The sequence below is a fragment of the Dechloromonas sp. ARDL1 genome (assembly GCF_051122455.1).
GTDB lineage: Bacteria > Pseudomonadota > Gammaproteobacteria > Burkholderiales > Rhodocyclaceae > Azonexus.
Window position 1 is genome coordinate 1402638 of the sequence record NZ_CP168939.1, and the last position, 23980, is coordinate 1426617.

General features: G+C 56.8%; 26 protein-coding genes and 1 tRNA gene. 10 read left to right on the plus strand and 17 right to left on the minus strand.

What is annotated here, in order from left to right; genetic code table 11:
• Position 1: 1 nt before the first annotated feature.
• The 5 genes from fabD to AB6Q56_RS06915 are packed head-to-tail and all read right to left on the minus strand — an operon-like array spanning position 2 to position 3676.
• Positions 2-928, minus strand: a complete 927-nt coding sequence (fabD, locus tag AB6Q56_RS06895; RefSeq protein WP_434516338.1) for an ACP S-malonyltransferase — start codon at positions 926-928, stop codon at positions 2-4.
• Between the two features lie 17 nt (positions 929-945).
• Positions 946-1905, minus strand: coding sequence for a beta-ketoacyl-ACP synthase III (locus AB6Q56_RS06900; protein ID WP_434516339.1), 960 nt, complete (start codon positions 1903-1905; stop codon positions 946-948).
• On the minus strand, positions 1906-2931 hold the full coding sequence (plsX, locus tag AB6Q56_RS06905) for a phosphate acyltransferase PlsX (protein WP_434516340.1): 1026 nt from the start codon (positions 2929-2931) through the stop codon (positions 1906-1908).
• Between the two features lie 57 nt (positions 2932-2988).
• Positions 2989-3168 carry a 50S ribosomal protein L32 gene (gene rpmF / locus AB6Q56_RS06910; RefSeq protein WP_434516341.1) on the minus strand — a complete coding sequence of 60 codons (180 nt, stop codon included), beginning with the start codon at positions 3166-3168 and terminating at the stop codon, positions 2989-2991.
• 19 nt (positions 3169-3187) lie between these two features.
• Entirely contained in the window at positions 3188-3676 is a 489-nt protein-coding gene (locus tag AB6Q56_RS06915) for a YceD family protein (RefSeq protein WP_434516342.1), read from the minus strand.
• A 111-nt stretch (positions 3677-3787) separates the two neighbouring features.
• Between AB6Q56_RS06915 and AB6Q56_RS06920 the strand changes: the two genes are divergently transcribed.
• Entirely contained in the window at positions 3788-4369 is a 582-nt protein-coding gene (locus AB6Q56_RS06920) for a Maf family protein (protein WP_434517138.1), read from the plus strand.
• On the plus strand, positions 4369-5076 hold the full coding sequence (locus AB6Q56_RS06925) for an SAM-dependent methyltransferase (protein ID WP_434516343.1): 708 nt from the start codon (positions 4369-4371) through the stop codon (positions 5074-5076). Before AB6Q56_RS06920 ends, AB6Q56_RS06925 begins: the two co-directional genes overlap by 1 nt.
• A gap of 1 nt (position 5077) precedes the next feature.
• Here the strand turns inward: AB6Q56_RS06925 and AB6Q56_RS06930 are convergent, their stop codons facing one another.
• The 4 genes from AB6Q56_RS06930 to AB6Q56_RS06945 are packed head-to-tail and all read right to left on the minus strand — an operon-like array spanning position 5078 to position 8023.
• On the minus strand, positions 5078-6040 hold the full coding sequence (locus AB6Q56_RS06930; protein WP_434516344.1) for a S49 family peptidase: 963 nt from the start codon (positions 6038-6040) through the stop codon (positions 5078-5080).
• Between the two features lie 2 nt (positions 6041-6042).
• On the minus strand, positions 6043-6393 hold the full coding sequence (locus AB6Q56_RS06935; RefSeq protein WP_434516345.1) for a Rieske (2Fe-2S) protein: 351 nt from the start codon (positions 6391-6393) through the stop codon (positions 6043-6045).
• Complete coding sequence (locus AB6Q56_RS06940; protein ID WP_434516346.1) at positions 6372-7010, minus strand: HAD family hydrolase; 639 nt, start codon at positions 7008-7010, stop codon at positions 6372-6374. The genes AB6Q56_RS06935 and AB6Q56_RS06940 overlap by 22 nt, the downstream gene beginning before the upstream one ends.
• 8 nt (positions 7011-7018) lie before the next feature.
• On the minus strand, positions 7019-8023 hold the full coding sequence (locus tag AB6Q56_RS06945) for an RluA family pseudouridine synthase (RefSeq protein WP_434516347.1): 1005 nt from the start codon (positions 8021-8023) through the stop codon (positions 7019-7021).
• 399 nt (positions 8024-8422) lie between these two features.
• Between AB6Q56_RS06945 and AB6Q56_RS06950 the strand changes: the two genes are divergently transcribed.
• A complete protein-coding gene (locus AB6Q56_RS06950) occupies positions 8423-11068 on the plus strand; it encodes an Rne/Rng family ribonuclease (protein WP_434516348.1) in 2646 nt (881 codons plus the stop codon).
• 67 nt (positions 11069-11135) lie between these two features.
• Here AB6Q56_RS06950 and AB6Q56_RS06955 read toward each other — a convergent pair whose 3' ends face one another.
• Both AB6Q56_RS06955 and uvrB read right to left on the minus strand, forming a co-directional pair.
• Entirely contained in the window at positions 11136-11618 is a 483-nt protein-coding gene (locus tag AB6Q56_RS06955) for a low molecular weight protein-tyrosine-phosphatase (protein WP_434516349.1), read from the minus strand.
• 2 nt (positions 11619-11620) lie between these two features.
• A complete protein-coding gene (uvrB, locus tag AB6Q56_RS06960; protein ID WP_434516350.1) occupies positions 11621-13687 on the minus strand; it encodes an excinuclease ABC subunit UvrB in 2067 nt (688 codons plus the stop codon).
• A 76-nt stretch (positions 13688-13763) separates the two neighbouring features.
• Here uvrB and AB6Q56_RS06965 point away from each other — a divergent pair, with 76 nt between their 5' ends.
• Entirely contained in the window at positions 13764-14972 is a 1209-nt protein-coding gene (locus tag AB6Q56_RS06965; protein WP_434516351.1) for an aromatic amino acid transaminase, read from the plus strand.
• Between the two features lie 51 nt (positions 14973-15023).
• Here AB6Q56_RS06965 and AB6Q56_RS06970 read toward each other — a convergent pair whose 3' ends face one another.
• Positions 15024-16640: a hypothetical protein gene (locus tag AB6Q56_RS06970; RefSeq protein ID WP_434516352.1), complete on the minus strand. Its 1617-nt coding sequence runs from the start codon at positions 16638-16640 to the stop codon at positions 15024-15026.
• A gap of 166 nt (positions 16641-16806) precedes the next feature.
• On the opposite strand from AB6Q56_RS06970, the gene AB6Q56_RS06975 reads away from it, so the two are divergent.
• Positions 16807-16882, plus strand: a tRNA-Asn gene (locus tag AB6Q56_RS06975).
• Here the strand turns inward: AB6Q56_RS06975 and AB6Q56_RS06980 are convergent.
• From AB6Q56_RS06980 to AB6Q56_RS07000, 5 genes are all read right to left on the minus strand, one after another.
• Positions 16841-18457: a recombinase family protein gene (locus AB6Q56_RS06980; protein ID WP_434517139.1), complete on the minus strand. Its 1617-nt coding sequence runs from the start codon at positions 18455-18457 to the stop codon at positions 16841-16843. The genes AB6Q56_RS06975 and AB6Q56_RS06980 overlap by 42 nt on opposite strands.
• A gap of 155 nt (positions 18458-18612) precedes the next feature.
• Complete coding sequence (locus AB6Q56_RS06985) at positions 18613-18759, minus strand: hypothetical protein (protein WP_434516353.1); 147 nt, start codon at positions 18757-18759, stop codon at positions 18613-18615.
• On the minus strand, positions 18760-18969 hold the full coding sequence (locus AB6Q56_RS06990) for a hypothetical protein (RefSeq protein WP_434516354.1): 210 nt from the start codon (positions 18967-18969) through the stop codon (positions 18760-18762).
• Between the two features lie 20 nt (positions 18970-18989).
• Complete coding sequence (locus AB6Q56_RS06995) at positions 18990-20063, minus strand: hypothetical protein (protein ID WP_434516355.1); 1074 nt, start codon at positions 20061-20063, stop codon at positions 18990-18992.
• Positions 20064-20069: 6 nt separating this feature from the next.
• Positions 20070-20492, minus strand: a complete 423-nt coding sequence (locus AB6Q56_RS07000) for a hypothetical protein (RefSeq protein ID WP_434516356.1) — start codon at positions 20490-20492, stop codon at positions 20070-20072.
• Positions 20493-20803: 311 nt separating this feature from the next.
• Here AB6Q56_RS07000 and AB6Q56_RS07005 point away from each other — a divergent pair, with 311 nt between their 5' ends.
• From AB6Q56_RS07005 to moaA, 5 genes are all read left to right on the plus strand, one after another.
• Positions 20804-21073: a type II toxin-antitoxin system HicA family toxin gene (locus tag AB6Q56_RS07005; protein WP_434516357.1), complete on the plus strand. Its 270-nt coding sequence runs from the start codon at positions 20804-20806 to the stop codon at positions 21071-21073.
• Positions 21051-21629 (plus strand): toxin-antitoxin system HicB family antitoxin, encoded by a 579-nt coding sequence (locus tag AB6Q56_RS07010; RefSeq protein WP_434516358.1) that lies wholly within the window; start codon positions 21051-21053, stop codon positions 21627-21629. The genes AB6Q56_RS07005 and AB6Q56_RS07010 overlap by 23 nt, the downstream gene beginning before the upstream one ends.
• Positions 21622-21873: a hypothetical protein gene (locus AB6Q56_RS07015; RefSeq protein WP_434516359.1), complete on the plus strand. Its 252-nt coding sequence runs from the start codon at positions 21622-21624 to the stop codon at positions 21871-21873. Before AB6Q56_RS07010 ends, AB6Q56_RS07015 begins: the two co-directional genes overlap by 8 nt.
• A gap of 323 nt (positions 21874-22196) precedes the next feature.
• Positions 22197-22511, plus strand: a complete 315-nt coding sequence (locus AB6Q56_RS07020) for a hypothetical protein (protein WP_434516360.1) — start codon at positions 22197-22199, stop codon at positions 22509-22511.
• 283 nt (positions 22512-22794) lie between these two features.
• A complete protein-coding gene (gene moaA, locus AB6Q56_RS07025; protein WP_434516361.1) occupies positions 22795-23862 on the plus strand; it encodes a GTP 3',8-cyclase MoaA in 1068 nt (355 codons plus the stop codon).
• The last annotated feature ends 118 nt before the right edge of the window (positions 23863-23980 follow it).

Genomic DNA, 23980 nt, shown 5'->3' on the forward strand with positions numbered 1-23980 from the left:
ATTACTCCAGGCCGAGATTGGCTTCGATAGCTGCCACATCGGCCAGCGCAACACCGGCGACACCGTCGGCGCAGCGCTTGGTCAGGCCGGCCAGTACCTTGCCCGGGCCGCATTCGGCGACCATGGTAATGCCCAGGCTGGCCATGAACTGAATGGTCTCCACCCAGCGCACCGGATTGTAGGCCTGTCGGACCAGCGCGTCCTTGATGCGGGACGGATCATTCTCGATCGCGACATCGACGTTGTTGACCACCGGAATGGCTGGCGACTGCAGCGTCAGTTCGGCCAAGCGGGCCGCCAGCTTGTCGGCGGCAGGGCGGATCAGCGAAGAGTGGAAAGGTGCCGACACCGGCAGCGCCTTAGCCATTTTGGCACCGCGCGCCTTACAGGCTTCCATCGCGCGCTCGACGGCTGCTTTGTGGCCGGCGATCACAGTCTGGCCATTGGCGTTGAAATTGACCGGTTCGACAACCTCGCCCTGTGCGGCTTCTGCACAAGCGGCAACGATTCCGACATTATCGAGACCGAGCACGGCGGCCATCGCGCCAGTACCGAGCGGAACAGCTTCCTGCATGGCGGCGGCGCGCAAGCGGACGAGCGGCACGGCATCCTTGAAAGCGATGACACCGGCGGCGACCAGCGCCGAATATTCGCCCAGGCTGTGGCCTGCAACCATGGCCGGCATCCGACCGCCCTTCTCCTGCCACAGGCGCCAGGCGGCGATACCGGCAGTCAGCATGACCGGCTGGGTATTCACGGTCTGGGTCAGCACCTCGGCCGGGCCTTCGGCGACCATCTGCCACAGGTCATCGCCCAAGGCGGCGGAGGCTTCATCGAAAGTGGCACGAACCACGGCGGAGTCGCCATAGGGAGCCATCATGCCAACGCTCTGCGAGCCCTGGCCGGGAAATACGAAAGCAAAAGACATCGTTCAGTCTCCTGATATCAAAATTCGAGCAGGGCGGCGCCCCAGGCAAAACCGCCGCCAATACCTTCGAGCAACACCTTCTGGCCTGGCTTGATACGTCCGTCGCGAACCGCCGCGTCAAGCGCCAACGGCACCGACGCGGCCGAGGTATTGCCATGGCGGTCGACGGTGACAATGACCTTTTCGCGGTCGATGCCCAGCTTCTTGCCGGTCGCCTCGATAATGCGGATATTGGCCTGGTGCGGAATAAGCCAATCGACATCGGTTGTCTTCATGCCTGCGCTGACACAGACCTCTTCGGCAATTTCAGCCAGTACGCGAACGGCAAACTTGAATACGGCCTGACCATCCATGCGCAGGAAGGGATCGCCGGTCACCTGGCCGCCGCAGACCTGCCCTGGCACATTGAGAATGCCCGCATAGCTACCGTCGGCGTGCATTGCACTGGCCAGGATACCGGGCTTTTCCGAGGCCTCGAGCACCACGGCGCCGGCACCGTCACCGAACAATACGCAGGTGCCGCGGTCGTTCCAATCGAGAATACGGGAAAATACTTCGGCACCGATGACCAATACCTTTTTGTGGCTGCCGGAACGAATGAACTTTTCGGCAATTCCCAAGGCATAAGCAAATCCGGCGCAAACGGCCTGCACATCAAATGCCGTAGCACCCTTGTTGCCCAGCTTGCCCTGAATCAGACAGGCCGTACTCGGAAAGATGAAATCCGGTGTCGAGGTGGCGACGATGATCAGGTCGACTTCGGCAGCAGTAACCCCGGCCATCTCCAGCGCCCGTTGCGCAGCAATCAGGCCCAGTTCACTCGAGGTCGTTCCTGGCTCGGCAAGATGGCGACTGCGAATCCCGGTACGGGTAACGATCCACTCATCGTTGGTTTCGATACCGCGCGCCGCCAAGTCGTCGTTGCTGACTGGATTGCCCGGAAGATAACTGCCGGTACCGATCAGGCGTGCATACATTCAGACGTTCTCCACAGCAGCATGGGCCGGCATCATTTCTGCGATGCGGCTGGAAATGCGCTCCAGGACGCGGTTTTCAGCCGCATCGTAGGCGCGGGAAATAGCATTACCAAAGGCCAGCACATCGGCCGAGCCGTGGCTCTTAACCGAAATGCCCTTCAGGCCAAGCAGGATCGCACCGTTGTAGCGGCGATGATCGAAGCGGCGTTTGAAGTTGTTGAGCACGGAAATAGCAATCAGCGCAGCCAACTTGGTCAACCAGTTGCGCTTGAATTCCTCGCGCAAAGACGAAGCCAGCATCTGAGCCAAACCTTCTGAGGTTTTCAGGGCGACATTGCCGACAAAGCCGTCACACACGATGACATCAGCGTCGCCTTTGTAAATGCCGTCACCTTCGACGTTACCGACGAAGTTGAGGCCCGATGCGCGCAATAGCTCGGCGGCTGCCTTAACTACTTCGTTGCCCTTGATCTCTTCCTCGCCGATATTCAGGATGCCGACGGTCGGTGCTGCCTTGTGCTCCATGGCGGCAACCAGCATGGCCCCCATGATGCCGAACTGCAACAGGTGATCCGGCCCACAATCCACGTTGGCCCCGAGGTCCAGCATGTGGGTGTGACCATTGACGGTCGGCAAAGGCGCGCAGATCGCCGGCCGGTCAATGCCAGGCAGCATCTTCAGCACGAATCGGGAAATGGCCATCAGCGCACCGGTGTTACCAGCCGATACGCAGGCGTCAGCCTCTCCGGTCTTGACCTGGTTGATGGCGACCCGCATTGATGAGTCTTTTTTGTTGCGCAGCGCGAGGGCCGGAGACTCATCCATGCCGACGACCTCGGAGGCGTGAATGATGCGAATACGGGAATCAGAGGCATGCTCGCCAAGCAACGGCCGCAAAACCTCCTCCTGACCCACCAGGACGAGATTGGCAGACATATGCTCCGCAAGAAATTGAATGGCCGCCGGCACCGTCACTGACGGACCGTGGTCACCCCCCATGCAATCGATGGCAATGCGGGTTGTCATATAGGCAAAAGAAAAGGCAGGCGGCTCTTTGCGAACCGCCTGCCTTTCATTGAACGATTACTCGCCCTTGGCCTTCAGGACTTTTTTACCGCGATAGAACCCGGTCGGGGAGATGTGGTGACGCAGATGAACCTCGCCCGTAGTCGATTCGACGGCCAGCGGCGGGTTGGTCATAAAATCGTGGGCGCGATGCATGCCACGCTTGGACGGGGACTTTTTGTTCTGTTGAACGGCCATGTTGTTACTCCAAAAAAAATCAGTTCGGCTTGCCTTTAAGCCCGGACAATGCTGCAAACGGATTGATCCGCTCGCCCGCATCGGCCGCACCAGGCAAACCACATTTTTCGTGCCGCGGCGCCACCGGCAGGGCCAAGAGGATCTCGTCCTCCACGAATTCGGCCACATCCAGTTCCTTCGCCACCGGCAGGAAATCCCGGGTGTCGTCTTCCAACTCATCTTGCGATAGCTCGGCACCTTCGGGAACAAGTTCCAGCAGGCTATCGACATCGAGATTATAAGACACGGACTTCAGGCAGCGCTGACAAGCCAACGGGAGCGTCCCCGTCACCGCCAGTTGCAGCAGGCACTCGCCACGCCCACCCTTGAAACCTTCGATGCGAAAGGAAACCTCTCCCTCCACAACGGCCAGCAGATCATGCAGGCGTTCAAGAGCCAAAACAGGTAGCGTTCCCTCGAGAACACGCCCATCTTTGGCAAAGCGAAATACGTCCGTAATTCTTTTCAATCTTGAGCTGTTGCGACTTAAACATTGGATGATATTATTTTTGGCTTTCCAAGTCAAAACAAAGTGTCGCCTCAAGAGTTCGATGCAAGACTTTGTTGTATTGAGCCTTTCATGTCACAAAAACTGATTCTGGCCTCGACGTCACCTTACCGTCGTGAATTGTTGAACCGCCTCGGGCTGCGCTTCGAGGTTGCCAACCCACAAACAGATGAAACGCCTTTTCCATCGGAATCCCCGGAAGCATTGTCGCTACGCCTCTCCGAAGCCAAGGCTCGAGCCGTTGCCGACGCCTACCCCGATGCGCTGATCATCGGCAGCGACCAGGTTGCCACCGCCGAAGGGAAAATTTACGGCAAACCCGGGAACCATGAACGCGCCGTCGAACAATTGCACCAACTATCGGGCAAGACCGTCAATTTCTTCACCGGACTGTGCCTACTCAACACCCGGACCGGCCTCGCAGATGTGCGCGGCATTCCGACACTCGTGACCTTTCGCGACCTGAGCAGCGACGAAATCGAAAACTATCTGCGCCGCGAACCCGCCTACAACTGCGCCGGATCGGCCAAATCAGAAGGGCTTGGTATTGCCCTCCTCAGCAGCATGCGCGGCGATGACCCGAACGCCCTTGTCGGCCTGCCCTTGATCGCGCTCTGCGACATGCTTCGCCGCCAAGGCATAGCGGTACTGTGATGGCTGGAACGCTATACCTCATCCCGGTTCCACTGGGCCCGACACCACCACAGGATTCGCTGACACCCGCCACATTGGAGACAATACGACCGCTCAGCTATTTTATCGTCGAGCAAGCCAAGACCGCGCGCGCCTTCCTGAAGGCCGCTGGCACCAACAAGCCGCTGCAGGAACTGCAGCTCTCGGAACTGAACGAGCACACCAAGAATGAAGCGCTGACCGAACTGCTCGCACCATTGCTCGCCGGAAACGATGTCGGCCTGCTGTCGGAGGCCGGTTGTCCCGCCGTTGCCGATCCCGGTGCCAATCTGGTCGCACTGGCGCAAAAGGAAAATATTCGCGTCGTGCCGCTGATCGGGCCATCTTCGCTGCTGCTCGCCCTGATGGCATCTGGATTGAACGGACAGCGCTTTGCATTCCAGGGCTACCTGCCCACCAAGGAAGCCGAACGCACCAAAACCTTGCGAGAACTGGAAAGCGAATCCCGCAAGCGCCACCAGACCCAGCTATTCATCGAGACCCCCTATCGCAACCGGGCCATGTTTGATGCCATTCTCGGTAGTTGCCAGCCGGGAACGCGACTGACAGTCGCCACGGACCTGACTCTGCCGAGCGAAACCGTACGCACACTGAGTATTCAACAGTGGAAAAAACAAACGCCACCCGATATCGAGCGGCGTCCGACAGTTTTCTTGCTACTGGCCTGAGTCAGAAAAGGCGCACACCCTGCGCGCTTTCCGAGATACCCTTCCAGAAACTTGCGGCAGTTCCAGCGCCAAGGCGCTTGGCAAAACGTTCCGCAATGTTGTCCTTGACCGAATAGTCGAAGATCTTTTCCGCCTTGATGACATCCCGGGCAACCGAATCAACGCTGCCGTAGCCATCCGCCAATCCCAGTTGAATACTTTGTGCACCGGTCCACATCAAACCGGAGAACATGTCCGGCGTTTCCTTCAGACGCTGGCCACGCCCGGCCTTGACGACATCGATGAACTGCTTGTGAATGTCGTTGAGCAGCAACTGGGCATGAGCTTTGTGCTGCGGTGCCTGGGGCGAGAAGGGGTCGAGGAAGCCCTTGTTTTCACCGGCAGTGAGCAAGCGGCGCTCGACGCCAAACTTGTCCATTGTTCCGGTAAATCCAAAACCATCCATCAAAACCCCAATTGACCCGACGATGCTGGCTTTGTTTACGTAAATATTATCTGCCGCAGCTGCAACATAGTAACCACCTGAAGCACACATATCTTCAACCACGGCATAAAGCGGCTTGTCCGGAAATTTCGTACGCAAACGACGAATTTCGTCGTTGACGATTCCGGCCTGAACCGGGCTCCCCCCCGGGCTGTTGATACGCAGAATGACGCCAACAGCGTTCTTTTCCTCGAAAGCGCTGTTGAGCGCTGCAACCAGATTCTCTGCGCTGGCATCGCCCTTCGCCTCGATCACCCCCATCATGTTGACCATGGCCGTATGCCGCTCCTGATGCTCGGCACTAGCCCCCCAATCAACCACAGCAACAAGGACCGCCAAGAGATAACCAAACCCAAATATCTTGAAGGCAATCCCCCAGCGCCGTCGGGATCGCTGCTCATCGAGAGCGGCGAAAACCAGTTTTTCCAGGGTTTTGCGCTCCCAGTTGGAATCATTGTTCGGGGGTTGGGAAGTATCCATAATTATCTTTTCTGCTCCAGCAAAATCTTTTCGTCAATCTCTCGAATTTTCAGCGGCTTGAGTCCCTTGCCCTGACAACGCCCACCGAGACATCGGCCCGAATCCGGAGCATAAAGCGCGCCATGGATCGAGCAAATCAAGTATAGCTTGGAATCGTCGAAGAATTCGCCTGGCATCCAATCCAGCTCTGCCGGAACATGGCCGCATTCATTGAAATAGCCATAAACCACACTACGAAAGCGGATGATGAATGCCGGAACCTCTCGGCCATAGCGCTCAACGGTGAAGCGAAAGCCCTTGCCAGCTTCGACGACGTCACCACTACTGCAAATCAGGCGAAGTTCTTCAGCCATTGATTGAGCTCACTCACCGAATGCAGACACGCCACAGGCTTGTGATCCAGCAAGTGGTCGTGCGGATGGGCGCCATAAGTCACCGCCAATGCATCGACCCCAGCGTTTCGAGCCATGAGCAAGTCATGCGAGGTATCGCCGATCATGACCGTTGCTGCTTGCGTCATACCAAACTCCGCCATCAATTCATCCAGCATTTGTGGGTGAGGCTTCGAGTGGCACTCATCTGCACAACGAGAGGCCTGAAACATCGGACGAAGTCCGGAATGATCAAGGGCGCGCTCCAGACCCACCCTGCTCTTGCCAGTAGCCACCGCCAGGACATGACCATCGCGCCTCAGTCGCCCAAGCATCTCCGGAACACCATCAAACAGCATCAGTTGCTGATCTCCGGAAAGATAGTGAAAGCGGTAACGATCGACCATGGCCTGATAACGATCCGGCGTCAGTTCCGGAACAGCATGGCGCATGGCATCGACCAGCCCGAGGCCGATGACATGACGCGCCTGAGCATCCTCCGGCACCGGCAAACCGAGATCGCAACAGGAAGCTTGAATGGCGCGCACGATGGCGCCCGCCGAATCGAGCAACGTACCATCCCAGTCAAAGACAAGCATTTCGTATTTCATAATGCGGCAAAAATCTGTTCGTAGTTTTCAGCGGAGATTTCGCGACTCTGCTTGGCATCGATCGCTGCAATATAACTTCCAATTCCGTTGGGCAAAGGAGCCAAGCACTCCAGCGGTGAAGCAGTCAGCGGATGGCGGAAAGCCATTCTCCAAGCGTGCAGTGCCATGCGTTTCAGCCCATCCCGCTTCAATTGTTTGTTGAGGGCGAAATCGCCATATTTCTCGTCGCCCAGGATCGGAAAACCCAGATGCGCCAGATGAACACGAATCTGATGGGTACGGCCGGTTTTCAATTGCGCCTCGAGCAGGCTCATTTCCGGCCAGCGCGCCAGCAGGCGGAACACCGTGTGCGAAGCCTTGCCTTGCGGATCAACCGACACCCGCCGCTCACCGCCCTCAGTCAAGTATTTGTGCAGCGGCAGCTTCACATGTTGGGTGTTGTTCATCCAGCGCCCCTTGACCAGGACGAGGTAGCGCTTGTCCGCACCGGCACCATGTTCGCGAAACATGTCATGCAAAGCCGTCAGGGCCAGACGCTTCTTGCCGACCAGCAATACCCCCGATGTTTCACGATCGAGTCGGTGCGCCAGTTCGAGAAACTTGGCCTGTGGCCGCTGCCGACGCAGGGCTTCGATGACGCCGAAACTGACTCCACTACCGCCATGCACTGCCACGCCTTCTGGCTTGTCGATTACCAGCATGGCGTCATCTTCGTAAATAATCGGCAATTCGACACGCTGTTTTGCGGCCTCATCGACTTCGTTTTGCGGCCTTTCGGCAATGCGAATCGGCGGAATGCGTAAATTGTCGCCTGCACGTAAACGATAGGTGGCATCGACTCGTTTACTATTTACCCGCACTTCGCCACTACGCAATATCCGGTAAATGTGGCTCTTGGGAACCCCCTTGCAGCAGCGTATCAAGAAGTTGTCGAGACGCTGACCTTGTTCTTCGTCGCCGATCACGACATATGCGACTGAATTGTTACCTACGCCATTCATTTTCTAATATACTGCCCACGTTTTACGTCTCGGTTTGCAAGAGATGCCGAACCGTCAGACCGTTCGCCCTCGCTCCACTGGCGCGACCGCCAAGCGGCAGGCTTCGAAGTCTCACCTGCGCCAATTGCTCAGGCCAGACCAACGTAAAACGACTGGTTAAGTTCACTCACCAAAAGTAGTGATGTTAATGGATAAGCCCACGGTAAGCACGCACGATTGCCAGTGGCAGGAATTTTCAGGTCGCGCATTTCAATAAAAAACACGCGGCCGTTTGTTGATCAGCACCTTCCAGTCGCCTTTGCCCTCATCACCAACATGAACGCAACCCGATAAAGAATAGTCGCTGCCTGCCAAGGCGTTTCGTTGCAGCGTGCCGATGTGCGCTGGAGCCCGAAAATAATGAAACGCATGCTCTTCAATGCGACACAGGCGGAAGAACTCCGTGTCGCCATTGTCGACGGTCAGAAACTGATTGATCTCGACATTGAATCCGCCGCCAAGGAACAACGCAAAAGCAACATCTACAAGGGTGTCATCACCCGGATCGAACCGTCCCTCGAAGCCTGCTTCGTCGATTACGGTGCCGATCGCCACGGCTTCCTGCCGTTCAAGGAAGTCTCCCGCTCCTATTTCCAGCCGGGTACAGAAGTCGGTCGCGCCAAGATCAACGAGGCGCTCAAGGAAGGTCAGGAACTAATCGTCCAGGTCGACAAGGACGAACGCGGCAACAAGGGCGCCGCCCTGACCACCTACGTCTCGCTGGCCGGCCGCTATCTGGTGTTGATGCCGAACAATCCACGCGGCGGTGGCGTTTCCCGTCGTGTTGACGGCGACGAGCGAGCCGAACTGCGCGAAGTCATGGATCAACTCGAAGTGCCCAACGGCATGAGCCTGATCGCCCGCACCGCTGCCATCGGCCGTCAAGCGGAAGAACTGCAGTGGGACTTGAATTACCTGCTGCAGTTGTGGACCGCCATCGAAGGTGCCGCTCAACAGCAATCCGGTGCTTTCCTGATCTACCTTGAAGGCAGCTTGGTCATCCGCGCCATCCGCGATTACTTCCAGCCGGACATCGGCGAAATCCTGATTGACACCGACGAAGTGTACGAACAGGCCCGCGCCTTCATGGGCACTGTCATGCCGGGCAACGTCAATCGCGTTAAACGCTACCGCGACGACGTACCACTGTTCTCACGCTTCCAGATCGAGCACCAGATCGAGACGGCCTTCGCTCGCCAAGTCAATCTGCCGTCCGGCGGCGCCATCGTTATCGACCACACCGAAGCACTGGTCGCCGTCGACGTGAACTCGGGTCGCGCCACCAAGGGTTCCGATATCGAGGAAACCGCGTTCAAAACCAACCTTGAAGCCGCCGAAGAACTGGCCCGCCAGTTGCGTCTGCGCGACTTGGGTGGCCTGATCGTGATCGACTTCATCGACATGGAGAACGCCAAGAATCAGCGCGAAGTTGAAAACCGCCTGCGCGATGCGCTGCGTTTCGACCGTGCCCGTGTTCAGATGGGCAAGATCAGCCGCTTCGGCCTGATGGAACTGTCGCGTCAACGCCTGCGTCCTGCCCTCGCCGAAACCAGCTACATCCCTTGCCCGCGCTGCACCGGCACCGGCCACATCCGCTCCACCGAATCCGCTGCGCTGCATATCCTGCGCATCCTGGAAGAGGAGTCGATGAAGGAAAACACCGGCGCCGTGCATGTCCAGGTTCCGGTCGATGTCGCGACCTTCCTGCTCAACGAGAAGCGCCCGGACATCCAGGCCATCGAACTGCGCCACAAGGTCACCATCCTGCTCATTCCGAACGTTCATCTGGAAACGCCGCAGCACACGATCACCCGCCTGCGCCATGATGACCTGAACCACGACGACTCGCGCGAACCATCCTACAAGATGGTCGACATGCCGATCGAGGATGCGATCAAGCAGGCTACGCAGCAAGAGGCCGCCAAGCCGCGCCAGGAAGCCGCCATCAAGGGCGTTTCGCCTGAGCAGCCCGCACCGATCGTTGCGGAGAAGGTTGACACCCCAGCCCCCGCACCGGTTGCCGTGAAGCAGGAAGCTGGCTTGTTCTCCAAGATCTTCTCCTGGTTCCGGTCCGAGCCGCAGCCGGTTGAACCCGTTGCCGCTCCTGAACCCGCCAAGAAGCCGCGTGAAGGGCGTTCCGAAAACCGCCGCGACCGCGACGGCCGCCGTGGTGGCCGCAATGGCAACCGCCGCGATGAAGAGCGTGGCGAACGTGGCGAGCGCAACAAGGACCGTGGCAGCCGTAACGAACGCAACGTGGACAAGCCGGCCCAGGAAGAATCGGCAACCAATGCGAGTGAGCGTCAGGAGCGTCGTCCGCGCGGCGAGCGCAAGGAGCGCCGCGAGCGCCAGCAACCGGAGGCCGTAGAAACCAAACTCGCCGCCGTCGCGACCGAAGCATCGGCCGTTGTCGCTCCGGCTGGCGCCAATGAAACCCCGGACACCAACAACGAAGAGCAAGGCGGTCGCCGTCGCGGCCGTCGCGGTGGGCGTGGTCGTGGCGAGCGTCGGAATGAGGCAGAGTCTGCCGCAACCCCCATTGTTGCCGACACCCTTTCCGCACCAGAAGTATTCGAACCTGCTCCCGCAAGCCAGGAACCGGTTGTCGTGGTGATTCCGGCGATTGAACCCTCGACTACTGTAGAACCCGTCGCTGAATCCAGCGCAGAACCTGTTGTGGCGACGGCTGCCGCCATGGAAACCGCCCTGCACGCTGCGGCACCGGAAGTGGCGGTGCTCGCAGAGGAACCGCAAGCGACCGAACCTGCCCCCGCCGCTATCGTCGTCGAAGCTGCCCCCGAGGAAAAGCCCGCCATCATCGCAGCGGCACCAGTCAACCTCGATGCCGTCCTGGCTGACAGCGGCCTAGTCATGGTGCAGACGACCGCCACGCCGATCATCGCTGCGCAGGCTGAAGCACCGATCAAGCTGGGACGCCCGCGCAAACAGAAATCGCCGGCCCTGGCGGCCGACGAACCGCTGGTCATGGTGGAAACGGCCAAATAGCGCCTCATCCACTCCAATGAAAATGGCACCCGATGGGTGCCATTTTTTTGCCTGCAGCAAGCGAGGGTCAGGAACGTCCGAGTCGCTTCCGGATGTCCTCGATCAATCCCAACGAAGCGTCCTCGACCATATCCAGCACTAGGTCGAAGCCATGTCCCAGTCCGTAGTAAGGATCGGGCACTTCGTCATCGTCGAAGTTCCTGGCGTAATCCATGAATAGCCTGATCCGCTCCTGCTGCTCCGGCGAAGCCATACGCTTGAGATTGTCCAGATTGCTCTTGTCCATGGCCAGGATCAGGTCAAAGTAGTCCAGGTCCTGGCGTGCGACCTTGCGCGCCCTGAGTTGAGACAGGTTGTAACCCCGTGCCGACGCAGCGCGCTGAGTCCGGGAATCCGGCGCTTCACCGACGTGATAGCCATGCGTCCCCGCAGAATCAACTTCAACTTTGTCACCAAGATTGTTGATTTTAATAAAATAACGAAGCACTCCCTCTGCGGTTGGGGAGCGGCATATGTTACCCATGCACACCAGAAGCACGCGGTAAGTCATTTTTACTTATCTCCGTCCGCGTCGTGTCGTGCCGCACCGAATACACGCTCCTTGAGCAGGAACAATTCGTCGCGGGCCACCGCCGCTTTTTCGAATTCCAGGTTCTTGGCGCACTCCATCATCTGCTTTTCGAGGCGCTTGATCTCCCTGGCCACTGTCTTTTCATCCATGGCCTCGTAGGCCGCCTGTTGCTGAGCAGCTTTCAATTCGCTCTGGAGCGAGGCCGTATCGTAGACGCCATCAATGATGTCCTTGATCTTCTTCGATACCCCGCGCGGCGTAATACCGTGTTCCTGATTGAAGCTGATCTGCTTTTCACGCCGGCGTTCCGTTTCGGCAATGGCACGCTGCATGGATTGCGTAACTTTATCAGCATAGAGGATAGCTGTGCCATGGATGTGACGCGCGGCACGCCCAATGGTCTGGATCAGCGAACGCTCCGAACGCAGGAAGCCCTCCTTGTCCGCATCAAGAATGGCGACCAGCGACACCTCGGGAATATCCAGCCCCTCGCGCAACAAGTTGATGCCGACGAGGACGTCGAATTCACCAAGGCGAAGGTCACGAATGATCTCGACCCGCTCGACGGTATCGATATCCGAATGGAGGTAGCGAACCTTGATGCCGTTGTCGCCCAGAAAATCAGTCAAATCCTCGGCCATACGCTTAGTCAGCGTCGTCACCAAAACGCGCTCCCCGACCGACACCCGCTTGCCGATTTCGACCAGTAAATCGTCGACCTGGGTCGATGCCGGCCGGACCACGACCTCGGGGTCGATCAGCCCGGTCGGGCGGACCACCTGCTCGACAACCTGTCCTGCATGCTGCTGCTCGTAATCGGCAGGAGTCGCTGAAACGAAAACAGTCTGCCGCATGTGCGCTTCAAACTCGTTGAACTGTAGCGGCCGGTTATCCAGCGCAGAAGGCAGTCGAAACCCGTAATCGACCAGGTTTTCCTTGCGCGAGCGGTCGCCCTTGTACATACCGCCAACCTGACCGATGGAAACGTGTGATTCGTCGATGAACATCAGGGCGTCGGGCGGCAGATAATCGATCAGCGTTGGCGGAGCCTCGCCAGCCTTGCGTCCGGAAAAATGTCGCGAGTAGTTCTCGATGCCCTTGCAGAATCCGATCTGGTCGAGCATCTCGAGATCGAACTTGGTTCGCTGCTCAATGCGCTGCGCCTCAACCAGCTTGTTATTGGCCGCAAACCAGCCGACCCGCTCTCTCAGTTCCTCCTTGATGGCGTCGATGGCGCGCAATACCGTGGCCCTCGGCGTTACGTAATGCGATGCTGGAAACACCGTGAAGCGAAGAGCCTTATGCAGCAAATGTCCGGTCAACGGATCGAAGAACTGCAGTCCCTCGATTTCGTCGTCGAACAGCGAAATACGGATAGCGTGCTCGGCATGTTCGGCCGGAAAGACATCGATGATGTCGCCGCGCACACGGAACGTCCCGCGATGGAAATCCATCTCGTTGCGCTCATACTGCATATCCGTCAAACGCTTGACGATGGCCCGCTGGTCGAGCCGATCTCCGACACGCATGGTCAGAATCATGTTGTGGTATTCGTCACGGTCGCCAATGCCGTAGATGCATGACACCGTCGCAACAATCACCACGTCGCGACGCTCGATCAGGCTCTTGGTCGCCGATAGCCGCATCTGCTCGATGTGATCGTTGATCGAACTGTCTTTTTCGATGAACAGATCACGCGACGGCACGTAGGCTTCTGGCTGATAGTAATCGTAGTAGGACACGAAATACTCGACTGCATTTTCGGGAAAAAATTCCTTGAATTCCGAATACAACTGCGCCGCCAGCGTCTTGTTCGGCGCCAGAACCAGCGCCGGCCGACCGGTGCGAGCAATGACGTTGGCCATGGAATAGGTTTTCCCGGAACCGGTCACACCGAGCAAGGTCTGGAACGACAAACCGTCCTCTATGCCTTCGACCAATTGGTTAATGGCTGCCGGTTGATCGCCTGCCGGCGGAAATGGCTGATGCAACCGATAAGGACTGTTATCGAAGGTGACAACCGGCGTGGAGGTGTTGGTTTCGGTCATGCTAAAATTCTTCGGTTTTCTCTCGCGTGGCAAGCGTGCTGCGTGATCATCATTCGTATTATTCCACGGAGTTCTTATGTCCTCTTCGATCTTCGCAGCGGTGGAAATGGCCCCGCGCGATCCTATCCTCGGTCTGAACGAAGCCTTCAACGCCGATACGCGCACCACCAAGGTTAACCTGGGCGTTGGCGTGTACTTCGACGACAACGGCAAGATCCCGCTACTGGCCGCCATCAAGGCCGCCGAGGAAACCCGCGTCAAGGCAGGCCTGCCACGCGGCTACCAGCCGATCGAAGGCAACCCGGCCTATAACGCTGCTGTGCAGAACCTGCTGCTCGGCAAGGACTCCGAGCTGATCGCCAATGGCCAGGTTATCACCGCCCAGGCTCTCGGCGGCACTGGCGCCCTGAAGATCGGTGCCGACTATCTGAAGCGCCTGAATCCGAACGCCAAGGTTTATATCAGCGACCCGTCCTGGGAAAACCACCGCGCGCTGTTCGAGTCCGCTGGCTTCGTCGTCGAAAACTACCCGTACTACGATGCCGCCACCCGTGGCGTTAACTTTGATGGCATGAAGGCCTGCCTGAAGGGGCTGGATGCCGGCTCCATCATCATCCTGCACGCCTGCTGCCACAACCCGACCGGCGCCGACCTGAGCGATGCCCAGTGGGGCGAAGTCGTCGCCATCTGCCAGGAACGCGGCCTGGTACCCTTCCTCGACATGGCCTACCAGGGCTTTGCCGACGGTATCGATGCCGACGCTGTCGCTGTCCGTGCCTTCTCGAAGTCTGGCCTGCAATTCTTTGCCTCCAGTTCCTTCTCCAAAAATTTCTCGCTGTACGGCGAGCGCGTTGGTGCCCTGTCCATCGTCACCGCCGGCAAGGATGAATCGGCTCGTGTCATGTCGCAGGTCAAGCGCGTTATCCGCACCAACTACTCCAACCCGCCGACCCATGGCGGCGCCCTGGTTGCAGGCGTTCTCGCCTCGGCCGAACTGCGCGCGCAGTGGGAAGCCGAACTGGCCGGCATGCGTGACCGTATCCGCGCCATGCGTACCGGCCTGGTCGATGCCATCAAGGCAACTGGCTGCGCACAGGATTTCTCTTTCGTAGCCCAGCAACGCGGCATGTTCTCCTACACCGGCCTGAGCGCTGCTCAGGTTGAGCGCATGAAGGACGAGTTCGGCATTTATGCCGTGTCGACCGGCCGTATCTGCCTGGCTGCTTTGAATACGAAGAACCTCGACTATGTCGCCAAAGCGATCGCGGCAGTCACCAAAGCCTGAATCGAAACCCCGGGCTGATTAAAAAAGGGCGGAACTACGGTTCCGCCTTTTTCATTTTTGCCCAACAGCCGTCAAATCAGGCAAGGTTCCATGGATTCGAAGCGGAACATTCGCCCTGGCAACCGATGACTGCAGGACAACCACCAAATGTCCCTCGACCAGCCCATCGCGGCCTGCGACGAACTGGCCGGTGGCGGTCACCATACCGGCATCCATCCGCACATCCCTCGAAGCAATCTGTTTTGGCGTTACTAATAGCGTCGAACGCAACCAATCAAATTTGGTCGCCCCGCCACGAACATCCGAAACACCATTGCGCCGCGCCGCCTCGCCGAGGTCGAGCCCCTGCAGCGTGCCTCGGGATACTTCGGAGCTCAGGGATGCCTCCACGTTTCGCCACAAATCCTCCCAGTTGCGAGCTTTGGCACGTAATTTGAACGCCCCACTCAACTCCCCCTCCATTTTCAAGGATGGAGCAAATGCCGCGCCAACCTTGCGCATATCCAGCCTGCCAAGCGATCCCTCCCCGGCCATGGTCAAGCCGTCAGCCCAACCCAGAAGCCAATTGCCGCGCAGAATCCCCCCCAGGAAAGTCGTATCAAGGTTCTGAACAAGCAGTTTGTCGCCCTGCAGCACCCCGCTGGCTTGCAGCGACGCAAAAACGACCGGTGTCCCCGTCGCTTTCCAGGCACGCCCCTCGATATCCAGCGCTATTCCAAGCGATGCCGGCTTTGCTTCAATCAGCAAGCACCGGTCGTTGCTTTCAAATGTTGCCTTCTCCAAGCTTCCATCATCGCGGAAATTGATTTCACCGGTGAATTCAGAAAACGCGAGCCCCTCCGCCAAAATGACTTCGGAATGCTCGACGCGCAATTTCCGAATGGAAGCCCCTTCCGTCTTTAGCTCCCCGGGCTGAAAAAATGGCAAGGCAACCAGTTGTTTTGGCGACAAGTGCACGCCGCTGACATCAATCCGCGAAATCCGTACCGGGGCGCTACCTAACAGGGTCAATGGTGAAAAAATGCGGATATCATCCACGCGCCCTTCCCCGCCGTCACCCAACTTAACTCCACCCAACCTCAGGTGAGGCGTGGGATAAACCGCCAAGCCAAGACGACTCACCTTTACCGGCATACCGACAAACTTGCTGGCTGCCGCCTCAATCTCCGGCAAAAAACGCTCATACGGATAGAACAGAAGAGCCCCGATCCCCAGGAGCCCCAGGATAAAAATTGACCACCCCAGGTGCCGAGCTTTCATACGCACCGGTTGCCGTGTATCCGGAGCAATCTCCCGCTCGATCTGAAACGGTGGTGGCATCATCGACGGCTTGAAACCTCCTGCATCAGTATTCCCTCTTGTCGGCAATATCGGCTTGCCAAAGGACGAAAAACTGCTGGCTGCACTTGGCGAATCGGATGAGTTCGGAAGCGTCGTCGTTTTTGCACCAAAAACCGAGAATTGGGACATCGGTTGCTGCAATTCGTGCTGCCCGGTATTTTCCACCACCCTGTCACGCTCTATCCAGGCCTGATCCTCCGGCTGTAACGGAAGAATGTATCCCCCCTCCACCAATTCACGCAATGCAGCTTCGACAAGACGGGGATTTCCAATTTTGGCAGACAGCTCCTGAACACTCATCTTCCCATCAACCTGCACCAGAACCATGCGCAGGTTTCGTTGGACAACGCGTGTACTCTGCCGGACCGCTTCGTCACCAGCCGGTGTTTTTGCGTAGATTAGATTTGTGTTCATATCCGTATATTATTGTTGTTCAAAAAGGCGCAAACGGCTTGACCGAAGGTGATTCTACTCCTATAATGCGCACCTCTGTTCCCCGATAGCTCAGTCGGTAGAGCGCCGGACTGTTAATCCGTAGGTCCCTGGTTCGAGCCCAGGTCGGGGAGCCAACCGAATACAGATTTGGGCACTTCGCAAGAGGTGCCCTTTTTTGTTTCTGCGATGGCCGCAGCCAAAGCTGCATTACTGCCAGTCATCACCACCTGATTGCCGGTCACGCGAATCTCGCTGACGAAGTAGCGCAGATACTGTTTGGCAAATCCCGGTTTTCCTTCTTTCAGCTTCATGCGCAAGGCTTGGCAGAACAGATCAATCTGTTTCGGCTTGATCGTCGGCATTTGCTGGCGGCGCTTGTAGCCTGCCATCTGCGTTAGCACTTCCTGCCTTCTCGCCTGAATCCGATGGCTACGCTGTTGCAGATGAGCATCGAGCGGCAGAACACCTTTCTCAACCGCTTCGAATAGCCGTTCGCTGCGCTGTTCGAGTTCCTTGAGTTCGTCCCGCAGAACTTTGATCTCATCGGCTTCGTTTGCCCTGGCGGTTTTCAATTGCTTCTGCAGTTGGCCGAGAATGTCTTTCACCCGCTCTGGCGTAAAGAGCTTGTCAGCCAGCACATCCAGCACCGCGGCATCCATCTTCGGCATCGACACAGCCGGATTACTGCAGTGGTTGATGTGCTTGGCAATGCGCGTATTGCACTTGTAATAGCGATAGCGCCCACCTTTGCCGGTGGCCGTCGTCATGCCTGAATGGCAGCAGCCGCATTTGATCAGGCCAGTGAGCAAGGTATCGGAACCAATGATGCTCGGTGCCACTTTGTCAAAGCTGCGAGAGGCTTTGCGTTGTTGCACCGCATAGAACTGTTCCGCCTCGATGATCGGATCAACCTTGAGCAGAATCCATTCTGATTCCGGCTTGGCCCGTTTGGTTTTGTCCTCCATCCGGTTGAAATAAAACTCGCCCATATAGGTGCGATTCGACAGGACTTCATGTACCCGGCTTCGTGTCCAGGCTGATGCCCGATGTTTGCGTCCGGATTCGTTCAAGTAGCTGGCAATCTGTTTGGCTCCCATCGGGCCATCGCCTTTGCCGTTGAGGTACAACTCAAAGATACGCTTCACCAACCCCGATTCAGCGGGATCAATCGCCAGTCGTTGTTTGCGCTTGCCCTTGTTGCCGAACTTTTCCGCTTCGACGGTCTTGTAACCAAAGGGAGGCCGCGAGCCGTTCCAGTAGCCTTGGCGGGCGTTCTCCTTCATGGCGCGTAGGGTGTGCTTGCCGTTTTCCTTGCTCTGGTACTCGTCGAAGATCGAGAAGATTTTGCGGGCCATCTCGCCGGAGGGATCATCGCTGGTTTGCTGGGTGATCGAGATCAGTCGAACCCCGACCTTTTTCAGGTCACGTTCATAGAGGGCGAACTCCAAAGCATCGCGGAAGAAACGCGACAGGCTGTGCACGATGATGGCTTCAAAGGGCGATGGCTTTTGGGTGGCCTCGGCGATCATCTGCTGGAAGACGGGGCGACGGTCATCGGTGGCCGATGCACCGGGTTCGATGTAGGTTTCAGCGACGACATAGCCTTGTGCCGCGCACCAGTCCTGCATCTGCCGTATCTGGTCGGGAATGGATAAATCCTTCTCGGCCTGCTTTACCGTAGATACCCGAGCATAAAGGGCAACTGCCATGATCTTTCTCCGTGGATACACCGCCACACCCGGCCTGCAGGGTTATAAGCGAGCAGGATGGCCTATCAAGGCAGCCTGCGGTGGTGGAACCAGCCTTGACAGGCCATCCCGCCCGCTTTTTTTGGTCTGCATGCCGAATGCGGCTCTCTGGTTGCTCAATCGTCCTCGCTATCGTCCAACCGCTGCACCAACAGCAGCAGTTCATCGAATACCGAAGCAATCAAAGCGATTTCCTCTTGTGACGGTTTAGGGGGTACGAAGTCGTCGGACCGAACCCGGTAGATCGTGGATTGTTCGCGCACTCATCGTTGCACCTCCTTTCCTGCGGTCTTGGCCTGCCCGTTCCTGTCCTGCCCATAGTGCTGCAACAAGGCATCCAATTCCGGTAGGAAGCCTTGGTTTCCAAATTCATTGAGAACGATCTTTCGATACGCCTGATGCTGGTTCGGTGTCGGCATTCCCACGGCAGCGGCATCGAGAATGCGCCCGATGCGGGACATGACCAGCTTCATGATGGCTTCGGTAAGCGGCGCTACCATTGCCCGAGCCTCATTTCGTCGTAACGGCGGCGCACATCGTTGTCCCACACGAATTCATCGTGAGTCCGTGTGAGCTTCTTCTGCAGAAAGGCGAGGCTTTCCTCGAAGCCGATTTCGGCGGTTTTGCGCTTGATGCCCTGAATCGCGCCGAGTCGCTTGAGATAGCCGTAGATGCTGATCGCCATGCGGGTTTCACGTTCTTCCAGCAAGGCCAGCGGATCGAGTTCCTTGACGATGCCCAAACCGTCCATCTCGGCGACCCGGCTTTGTAGGTCAGCCCATAGCGGATGAATCGGCCAGCGGGAGCGGTTGCTGTCGTCGGTCGGGATGCGTAACGAGGTGTGGTTATTGACCAGCACGCGCAGCAGATCGCCCTGGCGTTCGGTCAGATTGGCAAAGGTTTGAATGCCGAAGGTGCGCAGCCATGTTTTACGAATCTGCCACTCGATGCGCCAAACATTCTCGGCACAGCCCCACAGATCGAAGAACCACGTTTTGGTGCTTTTCTCGGTGATCTCATCGACCTTGTTATAGAGCCGCAGCACGACATCGCCTTCACCGAAACCGAAGGTCTGCACTTTCCGGTTCTTGCGGAACTGCTTGTCTTTGGTGGATGAGGTAACAAAGCTGTCCTCATCGAAATCAATCGCGTCGATCTGGTAATCGAAGGTGAAATCGACCCGCGACAGGCGTTCGGGTTGAAAGGTCGAGAATCCCACCGAGGCCGCCCAAGCGAGGAAACGCCGATGCAAGGCGAGCGCCCCGAATTGCCACAAGGCGAAGCTGCGGAAAGTGACGAAGAAATTGGGTTTGTTGAACTCGCCGAACTGGATGCTGAAACAGTCGTTCTCGATCAGGAAGGGATAGCCACTTTTGGTGCCGTTTGCTGCCAGCAGAAATTCCTCGTTGCCGAGCTTGATCGCCAAGGGGCGGCGGACTTTGGCTTGGCGGAGGTTTTCTTTTTCGACGGCCAGTTGCTCATAGTTGAGCGAACACTCAGGAAGCGGCGCGAGGTAATACGCGCATTCGATGGTGTCGTGGCCGGAGAGAATGGATGCGAAGCCCATTGTTGCTTATTTCTTCTTCAGGTCAGACTCGGTAATGCACGAGGTCGTGTAGAGCGGCTCTGGGTTTTCGTTGCCAAGCTCTACCTCCATGTCTCGATAGTAGGCGTTTGCCGCATCACGGAACTGTCCGCGAGGTCCGCCCAGTTTGTAAATGGTTTCCCCAACGCTACAGCCAATCTGTTCGGCAAACCATGTGTCTGCCTTGTCGATAGCCTCTCCGGCACCTTGCGGTAAATGCTGCTCAAGATCATCGATAGCTGCGGTAAGCAGGTCGGCAACGATCTGGGTGCGGTTCTTTGTGGGATACAAATCACAGAGGGCCGCTAATTTGGCTGCGACATGAACCGGCAGGCGGAACGAAAACTGTTGCTTGGTCAGCCGTGTGTTGTCAGGGCCAGCCCAGAGATCATGGAGGTGTGAAGTCTTCATGTGTTGAACGAATGTCGATTAACATTCGTTCAATTTACATCGCTTCAGGTGAGCATGTCAAACAAATCGTATGGGACGTGCGCGCCGCGCGGGGCGCGGCGTCGCGTCCGTGCCACGCACGGCGCGCACGCCCCATCTCTATGCTGTTCGAATTGCCCCTGCAGCCATGACGGGATAGACTGCTTTCTTTTCCATGTATCTATAGCCCCCCGTGTTACTTGGACGGGGACTTGTAGTTGCGACCAATTGATACTATATGTGATACTGTGACTCCTAAATCTTTAGCAAAGTTAAAGGCGGAACTGATCCAAATGCGCCGGTCCCCGCAAGGACGGAAGTCGGACGATCTCGTTGCGATTGCTCTTAAATTGGGCCGTGTTCGAGATACTCGTGGAAAAGAGCCAACATACATTCGTGAACACGATCCTCAATTGAGCCCGCCGTTATCCATTCCTTCCCACGGCGCTAAAGATATGAAAACCGGGACTGCAAAAAATATCATTGACATGCTTCTAGACGATGTTTCTAACTGGGAGGTTCATTTTTTGGAGATGGACGATGAAAATGACCACGACGAATAAATCAGCTTTGGAAATTCTTCACAAGGGCTACGTTCGTCAGCTTGCTCCTGATGAAGCTGGAGGTTACGTGGCCTCAATTATGGAGTTTCCAGGTTGTGTCGCTGAAGGAGATTCGGCAGACGAAGCGCTTGGCAATCTTGAGCGTGCCGCTCAATCTTGGATTGAAGTTGCTGTAGCCAATGGGCAACACATTAGAGAGCCTATTGATTTTGATGGATGCAGTGGCAAACTGGCTTTGCGTATGCCGCGGACATTACATAAACAGGCAGCAGCACTTGCTGAATTGGAAGGGTGTAGCTTAAATCAATTTATTGTTACGGCACTTGCGCATTACGTTGGTGGAAAACAGTTGTCATCGAAATTAGAGCAATTGCTCCATTCGGCAACCTTTGCCAAGGTCGATTTTAGGCAGCTGAATGTCCAGTTTGTAACGGAATCAACTGCATTTGCAGGGCGAAAAGTGATTGATACGCCTCTGCTTGAAAAAGCAACAACTGCTGCACAAGTTCTTGGGCTTGGATTGCCCAAAAAATTTACGGAGGTAGCGCATGGCTGAAACAACGCAACTCGCTTTTTCCCACAAGGAAGTTGCTACAGCACTTCTGAAAGCTCAGGGAATTCACGAAGGTATCTGGATGCTCTCAGTTAGTTTTGGAATGGCCGCCACAAACATAAGCCAGACACCTGGCGGTTCCGATCTCAATCCGGCCGCGATTGTTCCTGTTCTAGGTATTGGATTGCAGCGAACTGACGCACTGAATGCGCTTTCAGTTGATGCTGCGGTAGAGAATCCGGCATAGGCCATTGAAGTTGCTAGCTAATTGCTGGCCAGAGTATTGAAATTATTTCCCATTGCCCACTTTCATCATCTCGGGTGTGCACTACCGGATGACGAACTCAAGTTTCCAGTTCTTAGAACTGTCCGAGTCGGCGAGCCAAAAGAAAAATGAAAAAAGCCATCCGTTTGGATGGCTTTTTTCATTTCTAGGCTCACGCGATCTTCACCTTCCGAGTCGCTCAAAACGAATATCGGTCACACAAGGCGTGAAATAATTCGCTGACAACCTGCCTTCAGGGTTGTAGCTTGTGAGTCGTTCATAGGCATGCACTCCGGGAGTGCGAAATGACTTACACATTTGACCAATCAGCCCTGTCCGCACTAGCCAAAACAGCCAGCACCGCTGCCGGATATCTGGATGCCTGCGATGCCGGCGCACTGCATACCCGCCTGGACCCTGCTCACTACAAGAACTGCGGAATGCTGCTTTTTCATATTTTTTCGATGCTCGACGGCAAGGATACCTTTCCGACCCTGATCGAGCAGTCTTTAGCTGCACGCGACATCTACGACTCAATCAAGATATCCCGTCGCCTGGAAGTCAGCCGGCTCATTTACTACCCCCAACTGAGTGCTTTGCTGCAAAAAGTGTCTGGCTAAGAAGCGGTAACAAAATGAAGCGCAGCGTTCCTGGCCAAGCGTGCCGACGCAGACAGTACAACGCGTACAGCAAGGAAGCACAACAACGCCGGGATCATTTTGTTAGCGCTTCTTAGTAGCCAAACCCCGCTACCAACGGCGATCCATACCAGATAGCAAGCAGCCATCCGAACTTTTCGGATTTTGATCTCTCTACTTGTTTAGTGGATGTCTCGCACCGATAATCGGCGTCCAGACCCCTCCCCCGCTGAGCGAGGGCCACCAAGCCAAGCCAACGTTCGCCATGCACAACGAAACACTCAGACCAGAAAGCACCCCAGCCGGATTGGCAGATTTCTCGCCGGTCATTGCAGCGCCTGCGACACACAATGAAGGTACGCTCCTTGACAAATACGGCCGGCGTATTACCTACGTACGCTTGTCGATCACGGACCGTTGCGATTTCCGCTGTACCTACTGCATGGCCGAGGAGATGACCTTTCTTCCTCGCGACGAGGTGATGAGCCTTGAAGAGTGTTTGCGTGTCGCCTCGGTTTTTGTCGGTCTTGGCGTCAATAAACTGCGCATAACCGGTGGCGAGCCTTTGGTTCGCAAGGACATCATGTGGCTGATTGAGCGCCTGGGAGCACTCCCGGGGCTGGACAACCTAGTTCTGACGACGAACGGATCGCAACTCGACCGCTTTGCAGCCCCTCTGCGCGCTGCAAAGGTGAAACGCATCAATATCAGCCTGGACACCCTGCGTCCAGACCGCTTCAAAAAAATCACCCGCATTGGCGACCTGGGAAAGGTACTGAGCGGAATCGAGGCGGCGCGCCAGGCCGGCTTCACACGCACAAAGCTCAACACCGTGATGATGCGCGGCGTGAACGATGACGAGTTTGTCGACCTTGTCCGTTTTGCCGTCGCCAATCAACTGGACCTGTCCTTCATCGAAGAAATGCCGCTTGGGGCCATCAACGGACGAAACAACACCTTCATTACCTCCGAGGAAACACGCGCCCAACTGAGCGAACACTTTGAACTGATTCCCTCGACCGAAAGCTCTGGCGGGCCGGCGCGCTACTGGCGCATCCCCGGCAGTGAATCCCGCATTGGTTTCATTTCGCCGCATAGCCACAATTTCTGCGATACCTGCAATCGGGTACGGATCACCGCCAAGGGGGAACTCTACCCATGCCTTGGACAGAACGATGCCAGCAATCTTCTCCCTGTACTGCGTGCCGGCAATGATGACGCAGTACGCCAGATGATCATCGATAGCATGGGCATCAAGCCTTTTGGCCACGACTTCACACAACAGATGGATGCCCCTCATGTCGTTCGCTTCATGTCGATGACAGGCGGTTAGTTGGTTCGACGTACAGAGACTCGCCCCCCTAGGTGGGACCACCACATTAGTCGACCTAGCCCCCGCACACAATCTCCTGCAGAACCCCAGACAAGCTCTTCGGAGTCGCGACGAGCAA

Coding starts and splice junctions, on each gene's coding strand:
- AB6Q56_RS06930 (WP_434516344.1), bottom strand. CDS start 6,040: ATGGATACTTCCCAACCCCCGAACAATGATTCCAACTGGGAGCGCAAA.
- AB6Q56_RS07005 (WP_434516357.1), top strand. CDS start 20,804: ATGCGCCGGTCCCCGCAAGGACGGAAGTCGGACGATCTCGTTGCGATT.
- moaA (WP_434516361.1), top strand. CDS start 22,795: ATGCACAACGAAACACTCAGACCAGAAAGCACCCCAGCCGGATTGGCA.
- rpmF (WP_434516341.1), bottom strand. CDS start 3,168: ATGGCCGTTCAACAGAACAAAAAGTCCCCGTCCAAGCGTGGCATGCAT.
- plsX (WP_434516340.1), bottom strand. CDS start 2,931: ATGACAACCCGCATTGCCATCGATTGCATGGGGGGTGACCACGGTCCG.
- AB6Q56_RS06920 (WP_434517138.1), top strand. CDS start 3,788: ATGTCACAAAAACTGATTCTGGCCTCGACGTCACCTTACCGTCGTGAA.
- AB6Q56_RS07000 (WP_434516356.1), bottom strand. CDS start 20,492: ATGAAGACTTCACACCTCCATGATCTCTGGGCTGGCCCTGACAACACA.
- AB6Q56_RS07020 (WP_434516360.1), top strand. CDS start 22,197: ATGACTTACACATTTGACCAATCAGCCCTGTCCGCACTAGCCAAAACA.
- uvrB (WP_434516350.1), bottom strand. CDS start 13,687: ATGACCGAAACCAACACCTCCACGCCGGTTGTCACCTTCGATAACAGT.
- AB6Q56_RS06955 (WP_434516349.1), bottom strand. CDS start 11,618: ATGACTTACCGCGTGCTTCTGGTGTGCATGGGTAACATATGCCGCTCC.
- AB6Q56_RS06940 (WP_434516346.1), bottom strand. CDS start 7,010: ATGCTTGTCTTTGACTGGGATGGTACGTTGCTCGATTCGGCGGGCGCC.
- AB6Q56_RS06950 (WP_434516348.1), top strand. CDS start 8,423: ATGAAACGCATGCTCTTCAATGCGACACAGGCGGAAGAACTCCGTGTC.
- AB6Q56_RS06925 (WP_434516343.1), top strand. CDS start 4,369: ATGGCTGGAACGCTATACCTCATCCCGGTTCCACTGGGCCCGACACCA.
- AB6Q56_RS06995 (WP_434516355.1), bottom strand. CDS start 20,063: ATGGGCTTCGCATCCATTCTCTCCGGCCACGACACCATCGAATGCGCG.
- AB6Q56_RS07015 (WP_434516359.1), top strand. CDS start 21,622: ATGGCTGAAACAACGCAACTCGCTTTTTCCCACAAGGAAGTTGCTACA.
- AB6Q56_RS06965 (WP_434516351.1), top strand. CDS start 13,764: ATGTCCTCTTCGATCTTCGCAGCGGTGGAAATGGCCCCGCGCGATCCT.
- fabD (WP_434516338.1), bottom strand. CDS start 928: ATGTCTTTTGCTTTCGTATTTCCCGGCCAGGGCTCGCAGAGCGTTGGC.
- AB6Q56_RS06990 (WP_434516354.1), bottom strand. CDS start 18,969: ATGAAGCTGGTCATGTCCCGCATCGGGCGCATTCTCGATGCCGCTGCC.
- AB6Q56_RS07010 (WP_434516358.1), top strand. CDS start 21,051: ATGAAAATGACCACGACGAATAAATCAGCTTTGGAAATTCTTCACAAG.
- AB6Q56_RS06945 (WP_434516347.1), bottom strand. CDS start 8,023: ATGAATGGCGTAGGTAACAATTCAGTCGCATATGTCGTGATCGGCGAC.
- AB6Q56_RS06980 (WP_434517139.1), bottom strand. CDS start 18,457: ATGGCAGTTGCCCTTTATGCTCGGGTATCTACGGTAAAGCAGGCCGAG.
- AB6Q56_RS06935 (WP_434516345.1), bottom strand. CDS start 6,393: ATGGCTGAAGAACTTCGCCTGATTTGCAGTAGTGGTGACGTCGTCGAA.
- AB6Q56_RS06970 (WP_434516352.1), bottom strand. CDS start 16,640: ATGGTTCTGGTGCAGGTTGATGGGAAGATGAGTGTTCAGGAGCTGTCT.
- AB6Q56_RS06900 (WP_434516339.1), bottom strand. CDS start 1,905: ATGTATGCACGCCTGATCGGTACCGGCAGTTATCTTCCGGGCAATCCA.